Source organism: Psychroserpens sp. SPM9, assembly GCF_025153525.1.
In the GTDB taxonomy this organism is placed as follows: domain Bacteria; phylum Bacteroidota; class Bacteroidia; order Flavobacteriales; family Flavobacteriaceae; genus Psychroserpens.
The window spans coordinates 119,510-141,717 of record NZ_JANZNR010000001.1; the positions used below are offsets into that span (position 1 = coordinate 119,510).

The following is a 22,208-nucleotide window of genomic DNA, read 5'->3' on the forward strand; positions in this document are numbered from 1 at the left end:
TAAAATGTCATCAGGAAAGTAAGAGAATTACTTCTGTGTTGTTTATCTGTCCTAAACTTCTGAATCTAATCAGATATAGGTAGAATTTAGCACCTTCTTTAAAATAAAGGGTTGCTAAGGCTTCACTGGGTCTATTCCCTCTGCCTTTCATGATAACAAATCAATAATTATATGAACTAAGGTGTAAATTAACGCATTAAATTTTAAATATAAAAATTTAAAAGTCTAAATAAATTTAGAGATAGCTTTTCACATTTTGCCAAGGGCCTCCATTAATTGCATCGATTTCATAATCTAGTAAAAGATCCTTGGCGTGTTCGCTTCGTGCGCCACTTCTACAACAGGTAATAATTGGTTTTTGTAGCGCTGTTAATTGCTCTATTTCATCTTCCAACTCATCTAAAACAATGTGTAAGGCGCCTTCGACGTGACCTTCATTATATTCGGCTTCTGTTCTTACATCTAAGACAATAGCACCTTTATCTAAGTATTCTTGAATCTGTTCAAATTCTTGGTTTGATATGCTCATGATTTTACGATCTGCTTTATGAAATTAGACGATGGCTTTTACTACGGCTTTAGGGGCTTCTTTTTTAGAACCATCAAATCCGTTAATACCACTTACGGTTGTATATTTTAAGACAAATTTCTTATTGGGATGAAGCCGCTTATAAGCTGACTGACACATTAAAGTCGCTTCGTGGAAACCACAAAGAATGAGTTTTAATTTCCCTTCGTAGGTATTAACGTCGCCAATGGCATATATCCCAGGGATATTGGTTTGATAATCTAAGGTATTGACTTTTATAGCATTCTTCTCGATATCCAATCCCCATTTTCCTATTGGTCCCAATTTTGGTGAGAGTCCGAATAACGGAATGAAATAATCGGTTTCCAGTAAAACTTGTTCATCACTTTTAGTAACAGTGACTGCTTCCACATGATTATTACCGTGAATTGCGGTTACTTCAGCAGGAGTCATCACATTAATTTTCCCCAGTAATTTTAATTCCTGAACACGTTCTACGGAATCTAATGCGCCTCTAAACTCGTTTCGTCTGTGAATCAAAGTGACTTCTGAAGCGATATCAGCTAAAAAAATACTCCAGTCTAAAGCAGAATCACCACCTCCAGAAATCACCACACGCTTATTTCGGTAGCGCTCAGGGTTTTTAATGAAATAAGCTACGCCTTTATCCTCAAAATTTTCGATAGTATCAATAAGTGGCTTTCGAGGTTCAAAGCTCCCTAAACCACCAGCAATAGCAACAATTGGTGCTTGATGCTGCGTTCCTTTATTGGTCGTAACCACAAAACTCCCATCAGCTTGTTCTTCAATGGTTTCTGCACGTTCTCCCAAGGTAAAACCTGGCTGAAATTGTTTTCCTTGTTCTAAGAGATTTTTGGTTAAATCACCTGCTAAAATTTCTGGCAATCCAGGAATATCATAAATAGGCTTTTTGGGATATAACTCAGAACATTGACCTCCAGGTTGTGGTAAAGCGTCTATGAGATGGCATTTTAACTTTAATAAGCCTGCTTCAAAAACTGTAAATAAGCCTGTTGGTCCGGCACCAATAATTAATATATCTGTATGTATCATTTTACTTTTGTATTAGATTTTCAGTAATTTTATTTAAGGCTGAAACTTTAGCCTCAAAATCCCCTTTGATTGTTTTTCGATATGCATTTAAATTTTGAACCATATGATTAATATCTTCTGGAATAACCGCTTCAAAAAACTGCCTCAAGCGTTTGGCTGTTGTTGGCGATTTTCCGTTGGTAGAAATAGCAATTTTCACATGGCCTTTTGTTACAATTCCTCCGAGATAAAAATCACATAATTCTGGTGTATCTGCCACATTAACTAGCAAATTTCTACGTTTTGCATCTTTATAAATTTGATGATTCACCTCAGGTCTATCAGTGGCAACAATCGCTAAATCCTTATCACATAAAAAGGATTCTTCATAGGCGAGATGGAATAATTTAATATGATAGGCTTTAGCAATGGTTAGGACTTCATCTTTAAAAGATGGCGCAACCATTGTGATGTTAGCTGTAGGGCTTGATTTTAGCAAAAATGTTAACTTCTCCAAAGCCACGTGTCCGCCACCAACAATAAGCACTTCTAAGGCGTGCATTTTTAAAAATATGGGATATAAGTTGTTACGTTCCATGGAATTTTATTTAGTTACTTGTGTTTCAAATTGTTTACAAATCGAACTGAGTGCTACACGTTCATTCACGACAGCTCCAATAACAATAATTGCAGGTGATGACAATTGTTTTTGAGCAACTATTGATTCGATGGTTCCTATGGTTCCAATTCCGACATTCTCACGTTCGGTCGTTCCATTTTGAATTACAGCCACAGCAGTATCGCTTTTATTTTCCGAAGAAAAAATCCGAACAATTTCAGTCAGTTTCCCCATGCCCATCAAAATCACTATCGTTGCAGATGACTTTGCTGCCAATGCAATATCTTTCGATATCTGATGTGATTTGGTCGTTCCGGTGATGACCCAAAAACTTTCTGATGTACCGCGTTTTGTTAGAGGAATTCCCTGATAAGCCGGAACAGCTATCGAAGAAGAAATACCTGGGACAACATAGGTTTCGATATCAAATTGTCTGGCGTATTCGATCTCTTCGGCACCACGTCCAAAAACAAACGGATCACCTCCTTTTAGTCTTACAACATGGCCATGACTTTTGGCTCTGCTTACAATAAGCTCATTAATTTGATCTTGTTGATAGGCATAACATCCTTTTCGTTTACCTACAAAAATGAGCTCAGCATTAGGCGAAGCATGGTCTAATAAATCGTTATTTATGAGTGCATCGTATAAAACCACATCAGCAGATTGAATGGCCTTAACACCTTTGATTGTGATGAGTTCTGCATCACCTGGACCTGCACCAACTATGGTTAATTTTGCTCTAGTACTCATAATATGTTTCATTTTTCACTAAGGTCTTGAACTCTAAACGCTCGTACGACTTCTAAAAATTCTTTTGCATTTTGAATGTATGCCTCTGCAAACTTTTCGGTAGGTGCATGTACTTTAATTTGATAAATCACATCTGAAAATGACAGACCTAAATTCACTTTTTTAGTAGCAACAAAACCGTCGTCAAATTGTTTGATTATTGCTGCCTGAGAATTGGTTGTAACACCTTCAGATAGTAAAACAGCTTTGGCAGAATTCACCATAGAACTGTAAGCATAATAAATGGCACTTGAGTAAACTTTATTAGAAAATGCTTGCTTTGCAGCATCTATTTTCTCTTCGCTTTCTAAAAACAATGTCGCAATAAGATCTATAACAACACCAGCACATTCACCAATTCCGATAGCTTTGACATAAGCCGTTTCGCTACCCCAATCTATAAAGTCCTCTTGTGTTAGATTTTCTATACTGGACAAATCAGTCAGGAGCTCGTAGAAGTATTTTTCGCCTTTTTCAGCATAGTAATCTTCGAACTTTTTATGGCTGGCAAATTGCTCATAATCATTGAGAATTCTGCGTAAGGCTTCCGGACCTCTTTTACTTGGCACTTTAACCACTTTGTCGGCAAAAACACCATGTCCGTTCCCTTTATTACCACCACCCAATAAAACCTGAAGTGCTGGCAGAACTAATTTATCTTTGGTACGAATAGACATCCCTTGAAAGCCTATGTTTGCCATATTATGTTGCCCGCATGCATTCATACAGCCACTAATTTTAATGACTAAATCGTCGTTGTTTAAATAGTGAGGATATTCCGTTTTTATGATGCGCTCTAGCTCTTCGGCAATTCCTGTACTACTTGCGATTCCAAGGTTACAAGTATCGGTTCCTGGGCAAGCTGTGATGTCAACGGCTTTATTATAGCCCAATTCTGTAAAGCCAAGTTTTTTTAATTCGGTATAAAACAGAGGCAGTAAATCTATTTTTACAAACGGGATCAAAATATTTTGACGTAAGGTCAATCTAATTTCACCAGCAGCGTATTGATCTACCAGATCTGACAATAATCTCGCCTTGTCTGTATAGAAATCGCCGAGTAACACTTTGATTCCTATGGCTACGTATCCGTTTTGTTTTTGCGGAATGGTATTCGTTTCTTTCCATAATTCGAAATCAGATGGATCATCAATATCTATGTTTGGAGCACTAACCGACACTGGCGTTGAAGTCTGATAAGCTTCAGCATCAATGGCAACCGACTTAAATTCAATGGCGTTTTGTTCCGCTTCTACTAAAGTTTTAAAAGCCTCTAAACCTATGGATTTAATTAAGAATTTTAATCTGGCTTTCGCTCTACTTTTTCGTTCGCCATGCCGATCAAAAATTCTTAAAACACCTTCCATCACAGGAATAATCTTATCACTAGGTAAAAATTCATATAAAACATCAGCATGTCTGGGCTGAGATCCTAAACCACCTCCTAACATGACTTTAAAGCCTCTTTCTTCATTTTTGATTTTAGCAATAAAGCCCAAATCATGCATGTAAGAAAGTCCGGTATCTTCATCTGAAGCAGAGAAAGACACTTTAAACTTTCGGCCCATTTCCTGACAAATCGGATTACGCAAAAAGAAACGAAATAAGGCATCGGCATATGGTGACACATCAAAAGGCTCGTTAACATCGATGCCAGCAGTTTCACTTGCGGTTACATTACGAACCGTATTGCCACAGGCCTCTCTTAAAGTTACCTGATCACGTTCTAATTCGGCCCAAAGTTGTGGTGTACGATCTAAATCGACATAATGAATTTGAATATCCTGTCGAGTGGTAATATGTAAGCGTCCGCGAGAGTACTCATCAGAAACATCTGCAATTCTTCGCAATTGATTGCTTAGAACCTTACCATAAGGCAACTTGATGCGAATCATTTGCACACCTTGTTGTCGTTGCCCATACACACCTCTTGCCAATCGAAGACTTCTAAACTTTTCTTCATCGATTTTACCATTATGAAACAGCTCAATTTTGTGAGCTAGTTCGATAATATCTTTCTCAACAACAGGGTTTTCTATTTCGGTTCTAAAACTTTGCATACCACTAATTTATTGGAGATGAATCCCACACTCTCTATTTTTCAAGGCTTTTATTGGGTCAAAATAACTATGATTTTTAGGTAAATTATGTGCTTCTAAATAATTGTCTAAATCATAGTCGGTCCAGTAATAAAACGGACTGATTTTTAAAATTCCGTCTTTGCTATAACTTAAAATGTCTTTTTTATTTCTCAACTCGGTTTGGCGTACTCTAATATTTGTAAACCATAAATCTGGTTGATGTTCTTGTAAAGCACGCCTGAAAGGTTCTAGTTTTACAACTTCTGAAAACTGCGCATGATTATCGTCTTCCAAACTAGGTAAACCAATAGTGGCATCAATATCTTCTTTACTCATTAAAGATTGATACTGATGTATATTCAAATCATATTGATCAATCAAGTGAGCAGCATGTTTGTAGGTATCTGGCGAATTATATAAGGTATCACACCAAACCACTTTTATCGCCTTATCATGCTTGCTCATAGTACTGAGCAAAATAGCAGAATACACCCCAAAACTTGTGGTTACGATTCTGTTTTCTGAAAGCGTTAAAGCCCATTTAATAATGTCGTCGGGCGTTTTATCTCTTAGCGACTTATTTAAAATTTCTAGATCTAAGTGTTTCATTTTCCCCATGTTATTTTATTCCATGTACGTTCATGAACATAGTACAACACTAATTTTGAAACCAACTCTATAAAGCCAATTGAAAATGCCAACGCCAAGGTGCCTGTAATGATATAGGAAATCACGACTGTTGAAAGTGTTCCTAAGGCTCTCCAGCTTATAGTTTTAGCTAAAGTTCGTTTTATTTTTTCTCCAGAACCAATGTCTTCAATCTGGTTCTTATTTACAATTTCAGTGTTTTGTATGACTGTACTCATTAGTAATTTATTTATTATTATAATTACCCTATCGACTTAGTAGGATATTATTACAAACCTATAGTATATTATTTAAAAAACTAGTGTTAATCTGTTAAAAATTCTTGGTTTTTGTTGCGAATATGCTAATTCGCAAGATCTGCTAATGTGGTATTTCTGAACACTTTAAGTGAATTATCTCGTATCTGAATCATTAGTCGATGTACAGCACATGTACCTTCATCGGGACAATCATCACATTTTTCATAATAGTTTAAACTCACACATGGCACCATCGCAATCGGCCCTTCTAAAACCCGCATTACTAAAGTCATAGGCACATCTTTGGGGTCTTTAAGTAAATAATAACCGCCTCCTAAGCCTTTTTTTGATCCTAAAATGCCGTTCTTTTTAAGTGTTAACAATATACTCTCTAAAAATTTCACCGAAATATTTTCACTTTTTGAAATCGTAGCAATCTGAACAGGCTTCCGACTATTTTGTCTCGCCAAAAAAGTTAGTGCTTTGATACCGTATTTTGTTTTCTTTGAAAGCATATGTCCAAAGATACTTTTTTAAATTAGTATTCTAAAGCCTGATTTAAATCGGCAATAACATCTGCAACATTTTCCAAACCAACCGATATACGCACCAAACCATCAGTAATGCCAACTTCCAAACGGTCAGCTTCGGTAAGTTTAGAGTGTGTCGTTGATGCTGGATGTGTTACAATGGTTCGTGTATCACCCAAATTGGCCGACAATGAGCACAATGCAATTCTATTTAAAAACTCACGCCCTGCTTCTAAACCACCTTTAACTTCAAAAGCGACCACATTTCCACCTAATTTCATTTGCTTTTTCGCGATGTCATATTGTGGATGTGATTTTAAAAACGGGTATTTCACCAGATTAATATTAGGATGCTTTTCTAAAAATTCGGCTACAGCTAAAGCATTCTCACAATGTTTTTCTAATCGTACGGCTAAAGTTTCTAAACTTTTAGATAGCACCCAAGCATTAAATGGTGACAAAGCTGGTCCTGTATTTCTTGAAAACAGATAAATTTCCCGAATCAAATCTGCTTTTCCAACGGTAACACCTCCTAAAACGCGACCTTGACCATCAATTAATTTGGTTGCAGAATGAATGACCAAATCGGCACTAAATTTTATCGGATTTTGCAAATATGGTGTAGCAAAACAATTATCAATGACCAGTAAGATATTGTGCTTTTTGGCTATCTGACCCAAACGTTCCAAATCGAGAATATCGACCGCTGGATTGGTTGGACTCTCAGCATACAGTATTTTGGTTTGAGGTTGAATTAGCGCTTCAATACTATCTAAATTATTGACATCAAAATAACTTGTTTCAATATTCCATTTAGGTAAAAACTTAGTAAAAAGTCCGTGAGTCGAACCAAAAATACTTCTTGCCGACACAACATGATCTCCAGCATTTAATAAAGCCGCAAAGGTTGAAAACACGGCAGACATTCCTGTGGCAAAGGCATAACCCGCTTCGGCACCTTCCATTTTACAAATCTTTTCAACAAACTCAGAAGTATTTGGGTTTGTAAATCGGCTATAAATGTTTCGTTGTTTTTCTTCGGAAAACGACGCTCTCATGTCTTCGGCATCTTCAAAAACAAAACTTGACGTCAGATATAACGGTGTAGAATGTTCTAAAAACTGAGAACGTTCCGATTGTGTTCGTATAGCAATAGTCTCAAAATTTTCAGTACTCATAACTTAATGTAATTGGTTAGAAAGCTTAATAATATCAGATAGTAATCCTCTTGCGGTGACTTCTTTTCCGGCACCAGCACCTTGAATCACTAAGGGTTGATCGCCATAGGCTTCAGTAAAAATTTCAAACAGTGAATCAGAGCCTTTTAATTGTCCGAGTGCCGATTCCCTTTCTTCAGAAACAAGCTTCACTTCTAAGGTTTCATCAGCAACATTTAATTCGCCAACATAACGTAACACCTGATCTTTTTGTAAACTTAATTTTCGTTCTCCAAACGGCTGGTCTAACTCCTTAATTCGTGATTTAAACTGATTCAAACTCGTCTTTCCGTTGAGTTGTTTTGGCACTAAGGATTCTATATGTATCTGCTGAAACTCTACCTTTAAGTTGAGTTCTCTGGCAAGAATGAGCAATTTTCTAGCAACATCATTTCCTGAAAGATCTTCACGCGCATCAGGTTCGGTTAAGCCTAAGGCCTCTGCTTTGGAAAGCACTTCTGAAAATGGCACATCTTCCGAAGAAAACGTATTAAACACATAACTCAATGAACCAGAAAACACACCTCTAATCTTTGAAATTGTATCTCCAGAATTGTAAATACTCCTCACAGTTTCAATGATTGGCAATCCAGCACCAACATTAGTTTCGTATAAAAACTTTTTATTATTGTCTTTTAAGTTTTGACGTAAAGCATTATAAAAATCTAAGGCTAAAGTATTGGCAATTTTGTTAGCTGAAACAATATGAAACCCATTTTGGATTAATGTCTTATAATGCTGAACAAAATCAGAGCTAGCCGTAGCATCTACAGCAATGACATGATCGTATTTCTTTTCATTGATATACTGAATAACCTCATCCATTTGATACGGATTTGAAAATCTGCTAAAATCACTTTCCCATGTGTTAGTTAGTGTGTTATCTTCAAAAAACACCAATCTTGAATTGGCTACAATAGGAATATGTACATCTATAGATTGCTCTTCTTTAAGTCGTACTTTGGCCTTGTTGATCTGATCAATTAATGTGCTTCCAACATTACCTATTCCGAATATGACGATGTGTATTTTTTTCATTTTTGATAAAAGTATTAGGTTGGAAAATGGGTTTTAAAAACTTGATAAGCTGTTCGTATTCGATTAAAAAAGCATCATGACCATGAATGGATTTAATTTCAGAAATGCTGACATTATCTTTTATAAGTTTGACATCAACATAAGTTTCCCAGTTTTCTTCAGACTTAAAAAATAAATCACTTGGAATTGTTATGATATGAATATGCGAACTTATGGTTTTAACAACGTCATCTAGAGCGCCTCTATTTTTAGTAATATCAATGGTTCTTAAAATCTGGTTCATCAGTTTGTAAGCCGATAAATTGAAGCGTTTGTTAAGCGCTTTTCCGTGATAATCCAGCCAGCTTTCGACATTAAAACGTGCTTTAGAAACTTCGGTACGTTGAAACTTTTGAGTTAAAGATTCTGGTGTTCTGTATAAGGTCATGGCATGCATACGAGCATCGGCTAAAGGCGCTTCTGAATGATTTAAAATCGCATCTTGAATATGACAATTAGCAATAAGCCAGTCGGTCGATTTCCAATCGCTGGCAATCGGAATTAAATGCGTAATCAAATTAGGTTTTAAAGCTGCCAGTTCCCAGGCAATTCCGCCACCAACCGATCCGCCAATCACAGCAAAAAGCGATGTAATATTTAAGGATTCTAATCCCATTGCAAAAATTTCGGCAATAGTGCGTGCTGTAAAATCTTTATAATTGTCGATGAGATGGGCTTCAATATTATCAAATCCATTTCCAGGAATATTAAACGCTAAAACGGTATAAACATTAGTATCGATACATTTGTTACTACCAATTAAATCATTCCACCAACCCTCCTTTCCGCAGACGTTAGAATTTCCTGTCAATGCGTGATTGACCATCACAATGGGTGCCTCATGTAAAGGTTTCCCAAAGGTTTGATAGGACAATTCTATCGTTTGACGCACACCAGACGGGAGTTCAAATTCTGAAATTGATATGTATTGTAATGCTGCCATTCGTAAATTTTAAAAGGTATAGATGCCACGCACAAAAATCGCACGTAGCATCAATTGAACACAAACAAATATGTTTTAAGCTAATACTGTTTTTTTAACGACTTCGAAAGCCTCTTTTAAATCGGCTTTTAAGTCTTCGATATTTTCAATACCAACCGACAAGCGAATTAAGTCTTTAGTCACACCTGTAGTTTCCTGAGCTTCATCACTCAACTGCTGGTGCGTTGTACTTGCTGGATGAATAATCAATGATTTGGTATCGCCAATATTGGCTAAAAGTGAAAATAGCTTAGTCGTATCGGCAATTGTTTTAGCCGATGCGTAGCCGCCTTCAACACCAAACGTCACGATACCGCTTTGTCCGTTTGGTAAATATTTTTCAGCCAAAGCTTTATATTTACTGGTTTCTAATCCAGGATAATTGACCCAATTAACTTCGGGTTGTTCTTGTAACCATTGAGCTAATTCGAGTGCATTTTCACTATGCTTTTTAATCCGTAATTCTAAGGTTTCAAGTCCTTGAATAATTTGAAAGGCATTAAACGGACTCAAAGCTCCGCCATAATCACGAAGACCTTCAATTCTAATTTTTGCAATAAACGCCGCATCTCCAATAACTTCACTGTAAACTAAACCATGATAGCCTGCTGAAGGCTCAGTAAACTCTGGAAATTTACCGTTGGTCCAGTCAAACGTACCTGCGTCAACGATGATTCCGCCAAGAGATGTTCCGTTACCATTGATGTATTTGGTTAACGAATGAATAACAATGTTGGCACCATAATCAATTGGATTGAGCAAATATGGTGTCGCTACTGTATTATCAACAATAAAAGGCACTTTATGAGCTTTGGCCTGACTGGCAATAGCTTCGATATCTAATACATCTAATTTTGGGTTTCCAAGGGATTCTACGAAAAAAGCTCTGGTATTTTCCTGAGCCGCTTTTTCGAAATTTTCAGGGTTAGATGGGTCTACAAAAGTTGTCGTAATACCATGTCTTGGTAAGGTTACATTTAATAAATTATAGGTTCCACCATACAAACTATTAGAAGCTACAATATGATCACCAGCTTTTAAAAGCGTTAATAATGTGGTTGAAATTGCTGCAGTTCCTGAAGCTGTAGCAACGGCTGCAATACCGCCTTCGAGAGCGGCAATACGCTGTTCTAGAATATCATTGGTTGGATTATTTAGACGTGTGTAAATAAATCCGGGAACCGATAAATTAAAACGCCCAGCGGCATCATCTGAATCATCAAAAACGTAAGCCGTAGATTGATAAATTGGAACCGCTCGTGTTCCTCCTGTTTGATTAACATCGTGTCCTGCGTGCAACGCTTTTGTTGCGAATTTTTGTGTACTCATTTTTCTAAGTTTTTGAGTTAAATACTAATTAAAACAAAAGCCAAATAAGCCTCATGAGAAGCGTACTTAATAGAAAAATGTTAAAAAGAAAATCGTAAATTACAGAAGAGTAATTACGTTTGAGTTATCTATCCGATTACACGATAAATGAATCGTGCTTTCAAGTAGAATTTAGCACCTTCTTAATAAATTTAAGGGTTGCTAAGGTTTCAGCGAGTCTAATCTCTCCACCTTTCTTGATAACATTTCAGTAAGTTATTGAACTTTGTGAGCACAAATATTGCAACATAAATTTTAATAATCCAAATGAAACCGAAAATTTTTCTAAATAATTAACATAATCGCAATAAAACCGAAATATTTTCTATAATTATGATTTTTATAGCTTTTTTATTCAGAAAACGAAACATATGTTATTAATCTCATTTTCAGCAGGTATTAGAAACAAAGACCTTATTTGTAAACATTCTTTTCTAGTTTCAATAATATCTGTACTTTTGTTGCCATTAAAGAGGAAAAATTTGTTCTGATTGCAACCTCATAAAAAAATGCTAAAGCAGTTAGTTTTCAACTTCTCTAGCGACTGAGCAATCTCAATTTATTTTTCATAACTAATAAAAATTTAAAAGGGATTTATGGCATATTTATTTACTTCGGAAAGCGTTTCTGAAGGACATCCAGATAAAGTAGCTGATCAAATTAGTGACGCATTAATAGATAATTTTTTAGCTTTTGACAAAGAGTCTAAAGTGGCTTGTGAAACTTTGGTCACAACAGGTCAAGTGGTATTGGCTGGTGAAGTAAAATCGAACACCTATTTGGATGTTCAAAAAATCGCCAGAGACACCATTAACAAAATTGGCTACACTAAAAGTGCCTATATGTTTGACGGTAACTCTTGTGGTGTGTTTTCGGCTATTCATGAGCAATCTGAAGACATCAATCGTGGCGTTGACAGAGCCAGCAAAGAAGAACAAGGTGCTGGTGACCAAGGAATGATGTTTGGTTATGCCACGCGTGAAACCGATAATTACATGCCTTTGGCTTTAGATTTATCACACCGTATTTTAAGAGAGCTTGCCGATTTAAGACGCGAAAATAAAGACATTACTTATTTACGCCCTGATTCTAAAAGTCAGGTAACCATTGAATACAGTGACGATAACGTACCGCAACGTATTGACGCTATTGTAGTTTCGACGCAGCATGACGAGTTTGGAGATGACGACACTATGTTGGCTAAGATTAGAAAAGATATTATTGACATTTTAATCCCAAGAGTTGTTGCTAAATTACCTGAGCATATTCAAATTTTATTTAATGACGATATCACTTATCATATCAATCCGACTGGGAAATTCGTTATTGGCGGACCTCATGGTGACACTGGATTAACAGGACGAAAAATTATTGTCGATACTTACGGTGGAAAAGGCGCACATGGTGGTGGTGCATTTTCTGGAAAAGACCCAAGTAAAGTAGACAGAAGTGCTGCCTATGCAACGCGCCATATTGCAAAGAACATGGTTGCTGCAGGTGTTTGTGATGAAATTTTAGTACAGGTAAGTTATGCTATTGGTGTGGTAAAGCCGACGTCAATTTTTGTAGATACATATGGCACTTGTCCGTTTAATATTACCGATGGTGAGATTGCCAATAAAATAGCACAACTATTTGATATGCGACCAGCTGCCATAGAAGAACGTTTAAAATTACGTCAGCCTATGTATAGTGAAACTGCGGCTTACGGACATATGGGACGTGAGTATCAAACCGTTAGCAAAACCTTTGAACAACCTAATGGCGACCCAGTCACTCTAGATGTTGAATTATTTACCTGGGAGAAATTAGATTATGTTGATAAAGTAAAAGCTGCTTTTGGATTAGCATAAGCCAAACAGTAACAGATTAAACAAAATCCTCGTAGCACTCAGTTACGAGGATTTTGTTTTTTAAATAATCAGAAATTTACGCAGCCACTTTTAAATTACGACACCTCATTAGAAAACTGTAACACATAAACACCTAACATGTAGGAGTTTTTAGTTATAAACTGTTACATTTATAACAACAAAACTTAACTCTATGAAATTCAAACAACTGTTACCTAAATCCATTTCCCTTGTTTTATTAGGCTTACTTTTTTGCCTCTCCTGCAATAATGATGACCTATTGAGTTCAACTCAAAATCAGGATCCAGACCCGACTGCTTTTGCTCAAAATTTTGGAAGTGAAATTTCTAGAAATTTTATAGGAACTATAGTAGACATCAATAACAACCCAATCGATAATGTGATGATTAGTATTGGAAGTTCTACGGCTATGACGGATGCTAATGGTGTATTCATTATTAACAATGCAACGGTAAACCAGCGTTTTGGATTCATAAAAGCCGAAAAAGCAGGTTACATTCATGCATCTCGTGCTGTGGTTCCTAGTAATGGCGTAAATAAAGTACGTATCATGATGCTCCCTGAAACTATCGCAGGAACAACCACAAGCGGCACACAAGAAACCATAAGTTTGCCTAACGGTTCTAAAGTAGCATTAGAAGGTGACTATATAAAATCTGACGGCACACTTTATGATGGTTCTGTGAATGTAATTATGCATCTTTTAGATCCTGCAGATGCCAATATGCAAGACCAAATGCCAGGCATGCTCTATGCAGCAAATGCTCAAAACGAAGAGCGTATGTTACAAACGTATGGGATGCTCGCTGTAGAATTACGAGGTGAAAGTGGCGAAGATTTAAATTTAGCTGAAGGATCGACTGCAGAAATCACAGTCCCATTAGATGCTAGCTTAATGGCAACTGCACCAAGCTCGATTCCGTTATGGTATTTTGATGAAGTAAATGGGTATTGGATTGAAGATGGAGTTGCTACACTCGTTGGAAATGCTTATGTAGGAACTGTATCACATTTCTCATTTTGGAATTGCGATATACCAGCCGAATATGTTGATTTTTGTATTACCGTAAATGACAGCAACGGAAATCCGTTAACGAATACTTACGTCACATTAACAAGCTCAAATTATGGTACGAGTAATGGTTACACCAATCAAAATGGTGAAGATTGTGGCAAAATTCCTAGTGGAGAAACACTAGAACTTAATATTTATGCTTTTGATCCTTGTGGTCAAATTCCGATACACTCAGAAACTATAGGTCCGTTTGATACTGATTCTAATATTAGTGTAACTATTGCTGATAATCCTAATATTATTTCTGAAACTGTTTCAGGTATTTTTAATGATTGTAACGGCAATCCTGTTACCAACGGTTATGTGCAATTGATTTATAACGAACACTATTATACAGAGGCTGTTACTGCTGGTAATTTTGAAATTAATTTGGTCCGTTGTGAGACAGAAAACACTTTTAAAATAAAGGCCTACGACTATGTCAATGTACAAGAAACAGATTTATTAAGTTATACCTTTACGACTCCTTTAACCAATTTAGGCACGATTCAATCCTGCAATTCAGTTGAAGAGTTTATCACTTATCAAGTTGATGATCATCCAGTAATTACGTATAACTTTAATATTCAAGGAGGTCTTGATGGTGATTATTTAACAGTGTATTATTTTTCTGAAAATCAAAATACTTCATTTAATTTATACTTTAGTGATTTTAACGGTCCTGGCACCTATACTAATAGCTACATAGATTTTTATGATATGAATGGCGATGCTACAACTTTAGAAGCGTCATTTGTAGGCGCAACCAACGTTACTGCTTTTGGTGACATTGGCGATTATATAGACATCAATTTTTCTGGTGTTATTGACGATTACAGCAGCGCAAATCAGATACCAATCTCTGGAACTATTCATGTGTTGAGAGATTATTAAAATACTATTAAATAAAAAAAGCCTTCCCTATTGAGAAGGCTTTTTTGTTTGCGTTAAGGATTGAAAGATTTGTTTGAGCTCCTCGTAGAGAGCGAGTCTTGAAAGCCTGCCAACCCTAGCCAAAGCTAGGGTTGGAACGCCCAAATCTTACAAGGTATAAATCACTCTAAAGGTGATAAACCTAGGTTGTATAAACGTTTCTGAGGTAAATACAGAAATATTACTCGTGCTATTGCTAATATTAGAATCGATATCCAGCAAGTTGGTTGCCTTCACTTCGTATTCCCATTTGGCATCTTTATCTTTTCTGTAGGCTAAACTCGCATCCCAGGTTTGGAAGGATTGCGCAGGTCTTACGCCATCATCTTGATTGGTATAGGTGAAATCGGTTCTAAAAGTTACCGATTTCCAGATATAAGCATCAAACTCGACAGAAGGTGAATTAACAACAAACTTTGTAGATGTTGTGCCCTGGTCGTTATTGGAAACCGAATAGGTATATCGTAAACGCACATTTGGTGCTTCTCTAAAGTTGGTACGTAATTCTGGTGTGTACGATTGCGTAAAACTTTCGCTCACTGTACGTATATCTTGAACAAACTGATTACGTTTAGAGTACGAAAAACGAGCACCTAACCTTGCTCTTATTTTTTTGAAAGTCCGCTCTACACGTCCAAACACACTTGCAGACTCGTCGGCAAAATTGGAGTTAAAATATGAACTTGTTCTAATGACATTATCAAAATTTGTTAAACTTCTGATTTGATCGACATTCTTACTATAATTAGCAAATGCAAAGACATTGGTATAATTAAAGAGGTTAAAACTGAAATATCTTAAACTCAAATTATGCGATAATGAGTTTTGCAGTTCTGGATTACCATAGCTTATGTTATTATAGCTGTTGAGAACCAGACCTTCGGCTAAACTTGTCACATCTGTAAAGGCATTGCTCATATTGTAACGGAAGGTTAAACTTTCACTCTTTTTAAATTGAATCAATGTTTCAAATTCTGGTAAAACTCTAAAGAAATTATCTTTGTACTCTGTACCAAACTGAGTGTTTTTATTACCGTAAGAGTGTAATGAAAACCCAGGTGTAATTGTAAATTTCCCTGTTTTTAATCGGTAACGAAAGCCTAAATACACATCACTAAAGTTGTACTCTGTATCATTTTCGTTGGTCAATAGATTTCCTTCGCCATCGGTTAAGGTCGCTACGGGATCAAAAAACGAACCGTCGTCTAAAAACTGAAAGATATTAGAATTAAATTTTTGGTTACTTAAAATCGTTCCTAAAGTTAAATTGATATTACTCTTATTATTTAAGATATAGTAATAATCTAATTTGGCATCTAACTGATTGGACTTGATACGTCTGTCTTGATTTAAGTTGTAGCCAAACTGATCTCTATCAAACCCTAAGGCTGAAGCGGTATTATCAAAGGCATCTTGATCTTGAGGATCATCGTCATTATTTGTTGGATCATTTACAAGTAAAGCATTGTAGAATGGATCTTCATCTTTAATTAAGTGCTGTGCTTCGAATGCAAAAATATTTTTCTCGTTAAGCGTATAATAGTAATTGAAGTTTTGATTGATACTAAATGGTGTAACTTCTTCTAACTGGTTGGTACTTCCTACGACAGAAGACAGGATGTTTTGTCTTTCTGAATCTTTAGACAAACGGCCAAGCAAATCATAATTTAATTGATTATTGGCATTAGGTTTGTATGATGCGCTTAATTTTGCAATTCCTTGGTTTGATGCTTCGCGTCCGGTTTCAACGGTTTCTTCATCAGGAATTCCTAAATCTGAATCGATATACCTTACATAACTTTCTTGACGTGTTCTTAAACGCGTACTATTGTAGATTAAGAATCCGCTAAGATCTAAGGCTTTATTTGGTGAATAACTAAAGTTACCTGCACCTAATTTTGTTTCAATTTCTTGGGCATTTCCTAAATTGGTCAGACCTCCAAGTCCGTTATCACCAAGATTAATACTCGTTCCGCTACTTTGGCTTGGCAGTCTAAATCCGCCACCAAAATTTCTAATATCACGATTGGTCAAAGCCACTTCTCCGATATTATTCATATCGCCAATAACGTTTATGCTGTATTTCGGACTGTAATAAAAGAGTTTAGGCTGCACCAAATAGAGTTCTTTATCTGGAGCAGTTCCAACACCTGCAGTGATATCTCCAAACCAAAAATTTTCTTTTCCTTCTTTTAATTTGATATTTATAGCCACATTATCCTGATTGTTTTGAACACCACTTAATTGTCCGACCTCAGAATAATTACGTAATACTTGGATTTTATCAACGGCATTAGACGGAATATTTTTTGTTGCTAATTTCGAATCGCCATCAAAAAAATCTTTTCCATTAACCATTAATTTATTGACGACTTTCCCTTCAACTTCGATTTGCCCATCATCATTAATTTCGACACCTGGTAATTTTTTCAGGACATCTTCGAGTTTTCGCTCAGAGCCATCTTTAAAAGAATCGGCATTATAAACCAGTGTATCGCCTTTAATAGTCACTGGCATTTCGTAGGTTAATTCGACTGCAGCTAGTGCATTATCATTTTGAAGGGTATAATCTTTTGAAATATTATCTTCTTTGGTAGAAATTTCTTCTGAAAGTGTTTTCATACCAATGTAACTTACTTGAACGGTATAGGTTTTATTTTTTTCTAAATCCAGTTTAAAACGCCCTTTATCGTTAGTAATGGCATAGGATGCCATGGTTTTAGTTTCTTTATTAATGGCAATAACATTTGCCAATTCTAAAGGCGTTCCGATGCTGTCTTTAACAACACCTTGAACCGTGATTTGAGCACTACAAATGCTCGTTACAAGCAGTAACGCTAGTATAAAAATATTTTTCATTTGGATTGGATTTTGTTTCAGTATGGTTTTATTTTATTGGAAAACTGAAACTTTAATTGTTGATTATTTTTTAATTTCGGCGACCACCTCTACCTCGTCCACCATACATTTCTCGCATTTCTTCGATTTTGTCTTTCATGATTTGATTGTATTCATCACGCGTTACAACTTCACCTTTTTCAGGTTTTTCGATGGTTTCTTTATTTTGAGGATTCATCACAATTTTAGTACATAGCATCACTGTTCTATCAGCTTGAACTTCTAATATCAAACCAGGCAAACCATGATAATCGGCAGGTCCAGCACTTACAGGGATTTGAGGTGTATACCAAGCCGTTACTACGACAAATTTAGGAACTTCTACATCATCAAAAATATCTTCAGATGTTGTTTTTGTGCTATCGGCAGTGGCTTCTCCTTCTTTCTTTTCGGCATCTTTATTAGCGTCATTATCTCTTCCGCCACGTCGACGCATACTCATAAAATCCATTTCATCAACCGGTTTAGTCGTGGTTGCTTTAAAGCAAGTATATTGACCAATTTGTTTGGTTTCATTTTCCAGTTTCCATTCTAATTTTGGAAGGGAATCTTTTACCAAAAATGATTTTCCGAAGAATTCTTGCTCTTGCAGAATCACATTTTCTTTGATGTTTTTGTATTGAGGTCCACCCGTAAAACTACTCACCATACCTCTCCAACGACCACCTCCAGCACCTGGAGCATCAAGCTTTTCTTCTTCTTTATAAGTTGATTCGCTACGATTAAAATTTAGCACGAACGTTTTCTCTAACATACTTTTCATACGTTCGGCAATTTGCTTTTTTTGTTGGTCGCTCATTTGACCGCCTCCAAAACTACTCATGTCGACCGTAGTCTTGGTTTGATAAATAGCTTGCCCTTGGAAGTCTTGTGCATTAAGGCTTAATGATACAAGCAACACTAATACAATGCTACTTATTTTGATGGTAAAATGTTTCATTCGATTAAAAGTCTTAGTCTTTATAAAGTTAAAATTAACTCTTTCTATTCCTGATTAGACTTTAAAACCACCAAATAGTTAAATCTTAAAAGGTTAAAATTTTCTTAAAGTATTTAACACACTTAACCTCCTATTCTAATCTCAAAACTTTCTCCATCACGATTTCTATCATTAGACCTGAAGCGTTCTTCCATTTCTTTTAACTTTTTTTCCATGATTTTATCATAAGCTTCTTGGGTTAATTCTTTTCCTTTATCAGGCTCAACAATGCTTGAAGCATTTTTAGGATTAATCACTATTTTACTACAGATGACGGTTTCACTGCCATCATTAACTTCTAAAATTAACCCAGGTAATCCATGATAATTTCCTGGCCCAGCACTGACTGGGATTTGAGGCGTATACCATGCAGTGATGGTTATCTCTTTCATTTTAGGTGCTTTATCGGCCGTACTTAAATCTTTATCACCATTAATACTGATACCACTTTCTACAATTTCAACTTCTCGTGTTGTTGTCGCTTTAAAGCAGGTATAATCGCCAATATTTTTCGTTTCAGATTCGAGAGTCCATGCAACATCTTGCAAATCATCTTTTATCAAAAAGAGCTTGCTAAACGATTCATTTTGATTGGTGTAACGTTTTTCTTTTAAGTTCTTGTAGAGCACATCTGACCCGCCACTAGTCACCATAACTACTTGCATTCCGCTTGGTTGTGGTGGCGAAATAGCTTCATCTTCTTTATATATAGATTCCTCTTTGTTGAACTTTAAGATATAGGTTCTTTCAAATTGCTTTTTAAGCATTTCCATCATTTGTTCTGCAGCGCCAGATGCTATTTGTGTGCTATCTAATTTAATATCAATTTTACGTTTTGACTTATACGTCGCTTCGCCTTGAAAGTCTTGAGCACTGACTTTACTGACTAATAAAAGGGTTGATACGATAATGAGTTTGACAAGTAATTTCATAAGTTTAATGGTTTTTTGATTTCTGTATTACAAATCTAATTATCACTTTTCTACATTTTAGTTAATGAGTGTTAACGAGTGTTAACCGATTAGTTTTTAAGGCTTTTAACATTTACTTTTGAGTTATGAACGATTCAAAATACAGATACATTCTCTATGTCATTATCATCGTAATTATATCGACTATTGGGATTCAAGCGTATTGGAATTATAAAAACTACCGCTCTAGTAAACAGCAGGTTATTAATGATATTCAAGCCAGTTTAGATAAGGCGGTTGATGATTATTATGCTAATCTTGCTGAAAACAGCACTATTGGTTTTACGATAAAGAATATGAGTCAAAAGGATTTTCTTAGTACTGAAAGCTTAGACAGTATTTTAGAATCTATAGAAACCTCAAACACGCATGGTTTTGGAACGCTGGATTCTATAAGTCCGAATTTAGTTGAAGGCATTTCAATCGTTAAAGGTGTAAAAGGAGATTCTACTCTTAAACATATCCACGTGGATAAACGATTTGAATTTAAGAGTGACTCCACAACACAACTGAAAACGATTATTATAGATTCATTTTCCAAACCACCTAACAAAGAAGCCTTAATAGGCTATTCAGAAAAAGATTTAAAATTTCTTACTTCAATGGTCATCACTTCAATGACTACAGACTCGCTATCGTTACAAGGAATTGATACACTTTTACAATCAGAATTTCGCCGAAAAGACATCGCTATCACCTACACAATCAAATACCAAGATCCTACTAATACTACTGCTTATTACGACTCCAACAAAAAACATATCACAAGTATAGATTCTACAGCCTACGGCAAACATATAACAACCCTATCGAAATCTGCTTTTTTGCCCAACAACAGTGAATTAAGCTTGTTATTTAGTGATGTATCTAATGATGTTTTTAAACGAATTATTTGGGGCATTTTGATTTCAATACTTTTAGTTTTGGCGGTCATCAGTTGTTTGTTTTACTTACTTAAAATCATCAAACATCAAAAACAATTAGCCGAAGTAAAAAACGACCTCATCAGCAATATCACCCACGAATTTAAAACACCAATAGCTACTATAGGTGTTGCTTTAGAAAGCATTCAAAATTTTAATGCCATAGAAAATAAAGACAAAACAAAAACCTATTTAGAGATGTCACGAGAACAACTTTCTAAATTAAATACTATGGTTGAAAAACTCTTAGAAACTGCGACATTAGATACTGAAAACCTAGAACTCAATAGTGAACGTTATCATATTTCAGAAGTGATAACCAATAGTGTTGTTAATTTTAAAATGCACCATCCAACTAAAGAGATAAGTTATTCTATTGAACCTGACGTTTACGCTCATGTCGATATTTTTCATTTTGAAAATGCAATCAACAACATAATTGATAACGCTTGTAAATATGGCGGCAATACCATTCATGTTGACCTTAAAAGCAATTCGTCACAAATTGAAATAGTAATTTCTGATAATGGTCATAGCTTAACACCTGCAAATAAAGAGCGTGTTTTTGAAAAATTTTATCGCATCCCAAAAGGGAACACTCACGATATTAAAGGCTTCGGAATTGGTTTGTATTACACTAAGAAAATTATCGAAAAACACAAAGGAAGCATTCAATTAAACCTCGATCATAATTTCACCAGCTTTAAAATCAAATTACCAAATGTCTAAAACCACCATCCTACTTGCGGAAGATGAGCCTGCTCTCGGACAAATAATTAAAGAGAGTCTTGAAACCAGAGACTTTAAAGTTTTACTCTGTGACAATGGCGAAAAAGCTCTCGAGACCTACCAAAATCAAGCTCCTAAATTATTGGTTTTAGATGTAATGATGCCCAAAAAAGACGGCTTCACCTTAGCAAAGGAAATTAGAGCAATTGACGATCATATTCCTATTATATTTTTAACCGCTAAATCTCAAACACAAGATGTTGTTGAAGGCTTTAGTATTGGCGGAAACGACTACCTAAAAAAACCGTTTAGCATGGAAGAATTGATTGTAAGAATCCATAATTTACTCCACAGAAAACAAGTTCAGGAAGCTTCAGAAATATTGAAAATCGGGATGTATACATTTGACTTTCCGAAGCAACAATTAATTTACGATAACAATATAACAGCACTAACACACCGGGAAGCGCACTTGCTTTTTCATCTGATTAAAAACAAAAATCAAGTCTTAGATCGTTCACTTATACTTAATAAACTCTGGAGAAATGACGATTTTTTCTCTGCCCGAAGCATGGACGTATTTATTAGTAAGTTGCGTAAAAAGCTAAGCCAAGATGACAGCATTCAAATTATAAATGTACGCGGATTTGGCTATAAACTTATTTGTTAGATTACAGACCTCCATTTTACTGCTAAGGTTTAAGAATTAGTG

The 22,208-nt window shown here is 35.8% G+C and carries 19 protein-coding genes and 2 riboswitches; of the genes, 4 read left to right on the forward strand and 15 right to left on the reverse strand.

The window, feature by feature from the left end:
* Window positions 1-39: 39 nt before the first annotated feature.
* Window positions 40-159, reverse strand: a riboswitch (SAM riboswitch).
* Window positions 160-235: 76 nt separating this feature from the next.
* The 12 genes from N4270_RS00550 to N4270_RS00605 form a co-directional block, all read right to left on the reverse strand.
* Complete coding sequence (locus tag N4270_RS00550; protein ID WP_260094847.1) at window positions 236-529, reverse strand: rhodanese-like domain-containing protein; 294 nt, start codon at window positions 527-529, stop codon at window positions 236-238.
* 24 nt (window positions 530-553) lie between these two features.
* Window positions 554-1,603 carry an NAD(P)/FAD-dependent oxidoreductase gene (locus N4270_RS00555; RefSeq protein WP_260094848.1) on the reverse strand — a complete coding sequence of 350 codons (1,050 nt, stop codon included), beginning with the start codon at window positions 1,601-1,603 and terminating at the stop codon, window positions 554-556.
* A 1-nt stretch (window position 1,604) separates the two neighbouring features.
* Window positions 1,605-2,180 (reverse strand): bifunctional precorrin-2 dehydrogenase/sirohydrochlorin ferrochelatase, encoded by a 576-nt coding sequence (locus N4270_RS00560; RefSeq protein WP_260094849.1) that lies wholly within the window; start codon window positions 2,178-2,180, stop codon window positions 1,605-1,607.
* A gap of 6 nt (window positions 2,181-2,186) precedes the next feature.
* Window positions 2,187-2,954, reverse strand: a complete 768-nt coding sequence (gene cobA / locus N4270_RS00565) for a uroporphyrinogen-III C-methyltransferase (protein WP_260094850.1) — start codon at window positions 2,952-2,954, stop codon at window positions 2,187-2,189.
* Between the two features lie 8 nt (window positions 2,955-2,962).
* Window positions 2,963-5,053: a HEPN domain-containing protein gene (locus N4270_RS00570; RefSeq protein WP_260094851.1), complete on the reverse strand. Its 2,091-nt coding sequence runs from the start codon at window positions 5,051-5,053 to the stop codon at window positions 2,963-2,965.
* 9 nt (window positions 5,054-5,062) lie between these two features.
* Window positions 5,063-5,683 carry a phosphoadenosine phosphosulfate reductase family protein gene (locus tag N4270_RS00575; RefSeq protein WP_260094852.1) on the reverse strand — a complete coding sequence of 207 codons (621 nt, stop codon included), beginning with the start codon at window positions 5,681-5,683 and terminating at the stop codon, window positions 5,063-5,065.
* The gene (locus tag N4270_RS00580) at window positions 5,680-5,940 is read right to left on the reverse strand and encodes a DUF2061 domain-containing protein (protein WP_260094853.1); all 261 of its coding nucleotides are present in this window, start codon (window positions 5,938-5,940) and stop codon (window positions 5,680-5,682) included. The genes N4270_RS00575 and N4270_RS00580 overlap by 4 nt, the downstream gene beginning before the upstream one ends.
* Window positions 5,941-6,065: 125 nt before the next feature.
* A complete protein-coding gene (locus N4270_RS00585; protein WP_248412884.1) occupies window positions 6,066-6,476 on the reverse strand; it encodes an Rrf2 family transcriptional regulator in 411 nt (136 codons plus the stop codon).
* Between the two features lie 23 nt (window positions 6,477-6,499).
* Entirely contained in the window at window positions 6,500-7,669 is a 1,170-nt protein-coding gene (locus tag N4270_RS00590) for a PLP-dependent aspartate aminotransferase family protein (protein ID WP_260094854.1), read from the reverse strand.
* A 3-nt stretch (window positions 7,670-7,672) separates the two neighbouring features.
* Window positions 7,673-8,746, reverse strand: a complete 1,074-nt coding sequence (locus N4270_RS00595) for an aspartate kinase (RefSeq protein WP_260094855.1) — start codon at window positions 8,744-8,746, stop codon at window positions 7,673-7,675.
* Window positions 8,709-9,728, reverse strand: coding sequence for an alpha/beta fold hydrolase (locus N4270_RS00600; RefSeq protein WP_260094856.1), 1,020 nt, complete (start codon window positions 9,726-9,728; stop codon window positions 8,709-8,711). The genes N4270_RS00595 and N4270_RS00600 overlap by 38 nt, the downstream gene beginning before the upstream one ends.
* 75 nt (window positions 9,729-9,803) lie before the next feature.
* Window positions 9,804-11,096, reverse strand: coding sequence for an O-acetylhomoserine aminocarboxypropyltransferase/cysteine synthase family protein (locus tag N4270_RS00605; RefSeq protein ID WP_260094857.1), 1,293 nt, complete (start codon window positions 11,094-11,096; stop codon window positions 9,804-9,806).
* 121 nt (window positions 11,097-11,217) lie between these two features.
* Window positions 11,218-11,342: riboswitch (SAM riboswitch) on the reverse strand.
* A 389-nt stretch (window positions 11,343-11,731) separates the two neighbouring features.
* Between N4270_RS00605 and metK the strand changes: the two genes are divergently transcribed.
* Entirely contained in the window at window positions 11,732-12,988 is a 1,257-nt protein-coding gene (gene metK, locus N4270_RS00610) for a methionine adenosyltransferase (RefSeq protein ID WP_260094858.1), read from the forward strand.
* A gap of 193 nt (window positions 12,989-13,181) precedes the next feature.
* Window positions 13,182-14,957, forward strand: a complete 1,776-nt coding sequence (locus tag N4270_RS00615) for a hypothetical protein (RefSeq protein ID WP_260094859.1) — start codon at window positions 13,182-13,184, stop codon at window positions 14,955-14,957.
* Between the two features lie 147 nt (window positions 14,958-15,104).
* On the opposite strand, the gene N4270_RS00620 is transcribed toward N4270_RS00615, so the two are convergent.
* From N4270_RS00620 to N4270_RS00630, 3 genes are all read right to left on the reverse strand, one after another.
* On the reverse strand, window positions 15,105-17,855 hold the full coding sequence (locus N4270_RS00620) for a carboxypeptidase regulatory-like domain-containing protein (protein ID WP_260094860.1): 2,751 nt from the start codon (window positions 17,853-17,855) through the stop codon (window positions 15,105-15,107).
* A 70-nt stretch (window positions 17,856-17,925) separates the two neighbouring features.
* Window positions 17,926-18,834, reverse strand: a complete 909-nt coding sequence (locus N4270_RS00625; RefSeq protein ID WP_260094861.1) for a GLPGLI family protein — start codon at window positions 18,832-18,834, stop codon at window positions 17,926-17,928.
* 122 nt (window positions 18,835-18,956) lie between these two features.
* Window positions 18,957-19,805: a GLPGLI family protein gene (locus N4270_RS00630; protein WP_260094862.1), complete on the reverse strand. Its 849-nt coding sequence runs from the start codon at window positions 19,803-19,805 to the stop codon at window positions 18,957-18,959.
* Between the two features lie 125 nt (window positions 19,806-19,930).
* Here N4270_RS00630 and N4270_RS00635 point away from each other — a divergent pair, with 125 nt between their 5' ends.
* Together N4270_RS00635 and N4270_RS00640 are read left to right on the forward strand one after the other, a co-directional pair.
* Window positions 19,931-21,496 carry a sensor histidine kinase KdpD gene (locus N4270_RS00635; RefSeq protein WP_260094863.1) on the forward strand — a complete coding sequence of 522 codons (1,566 nt, stop codon included), beginning with the start codon at window positions 19,931-19,933 and terminating at the stop codon, window positions 21,494-21,496.
* Window positions 21,489-22,166, forward strand: coding sequence for a response regulator transcription factor (locus N4270_RS00640; RefSeq protein ID WP_260094864.1), 678 nt, complete (start codon window positions 21,489-21,491; stop codon window positions 22,164-22,166). The genes N4270_RS00635 and N4270_RS00640 overlap by 8 nt, the downstream gene beginning before the upstream one ends.
* The last annotated feature ends 42 nt before the right edge of the window (window positions 22,167-22,208 follow it).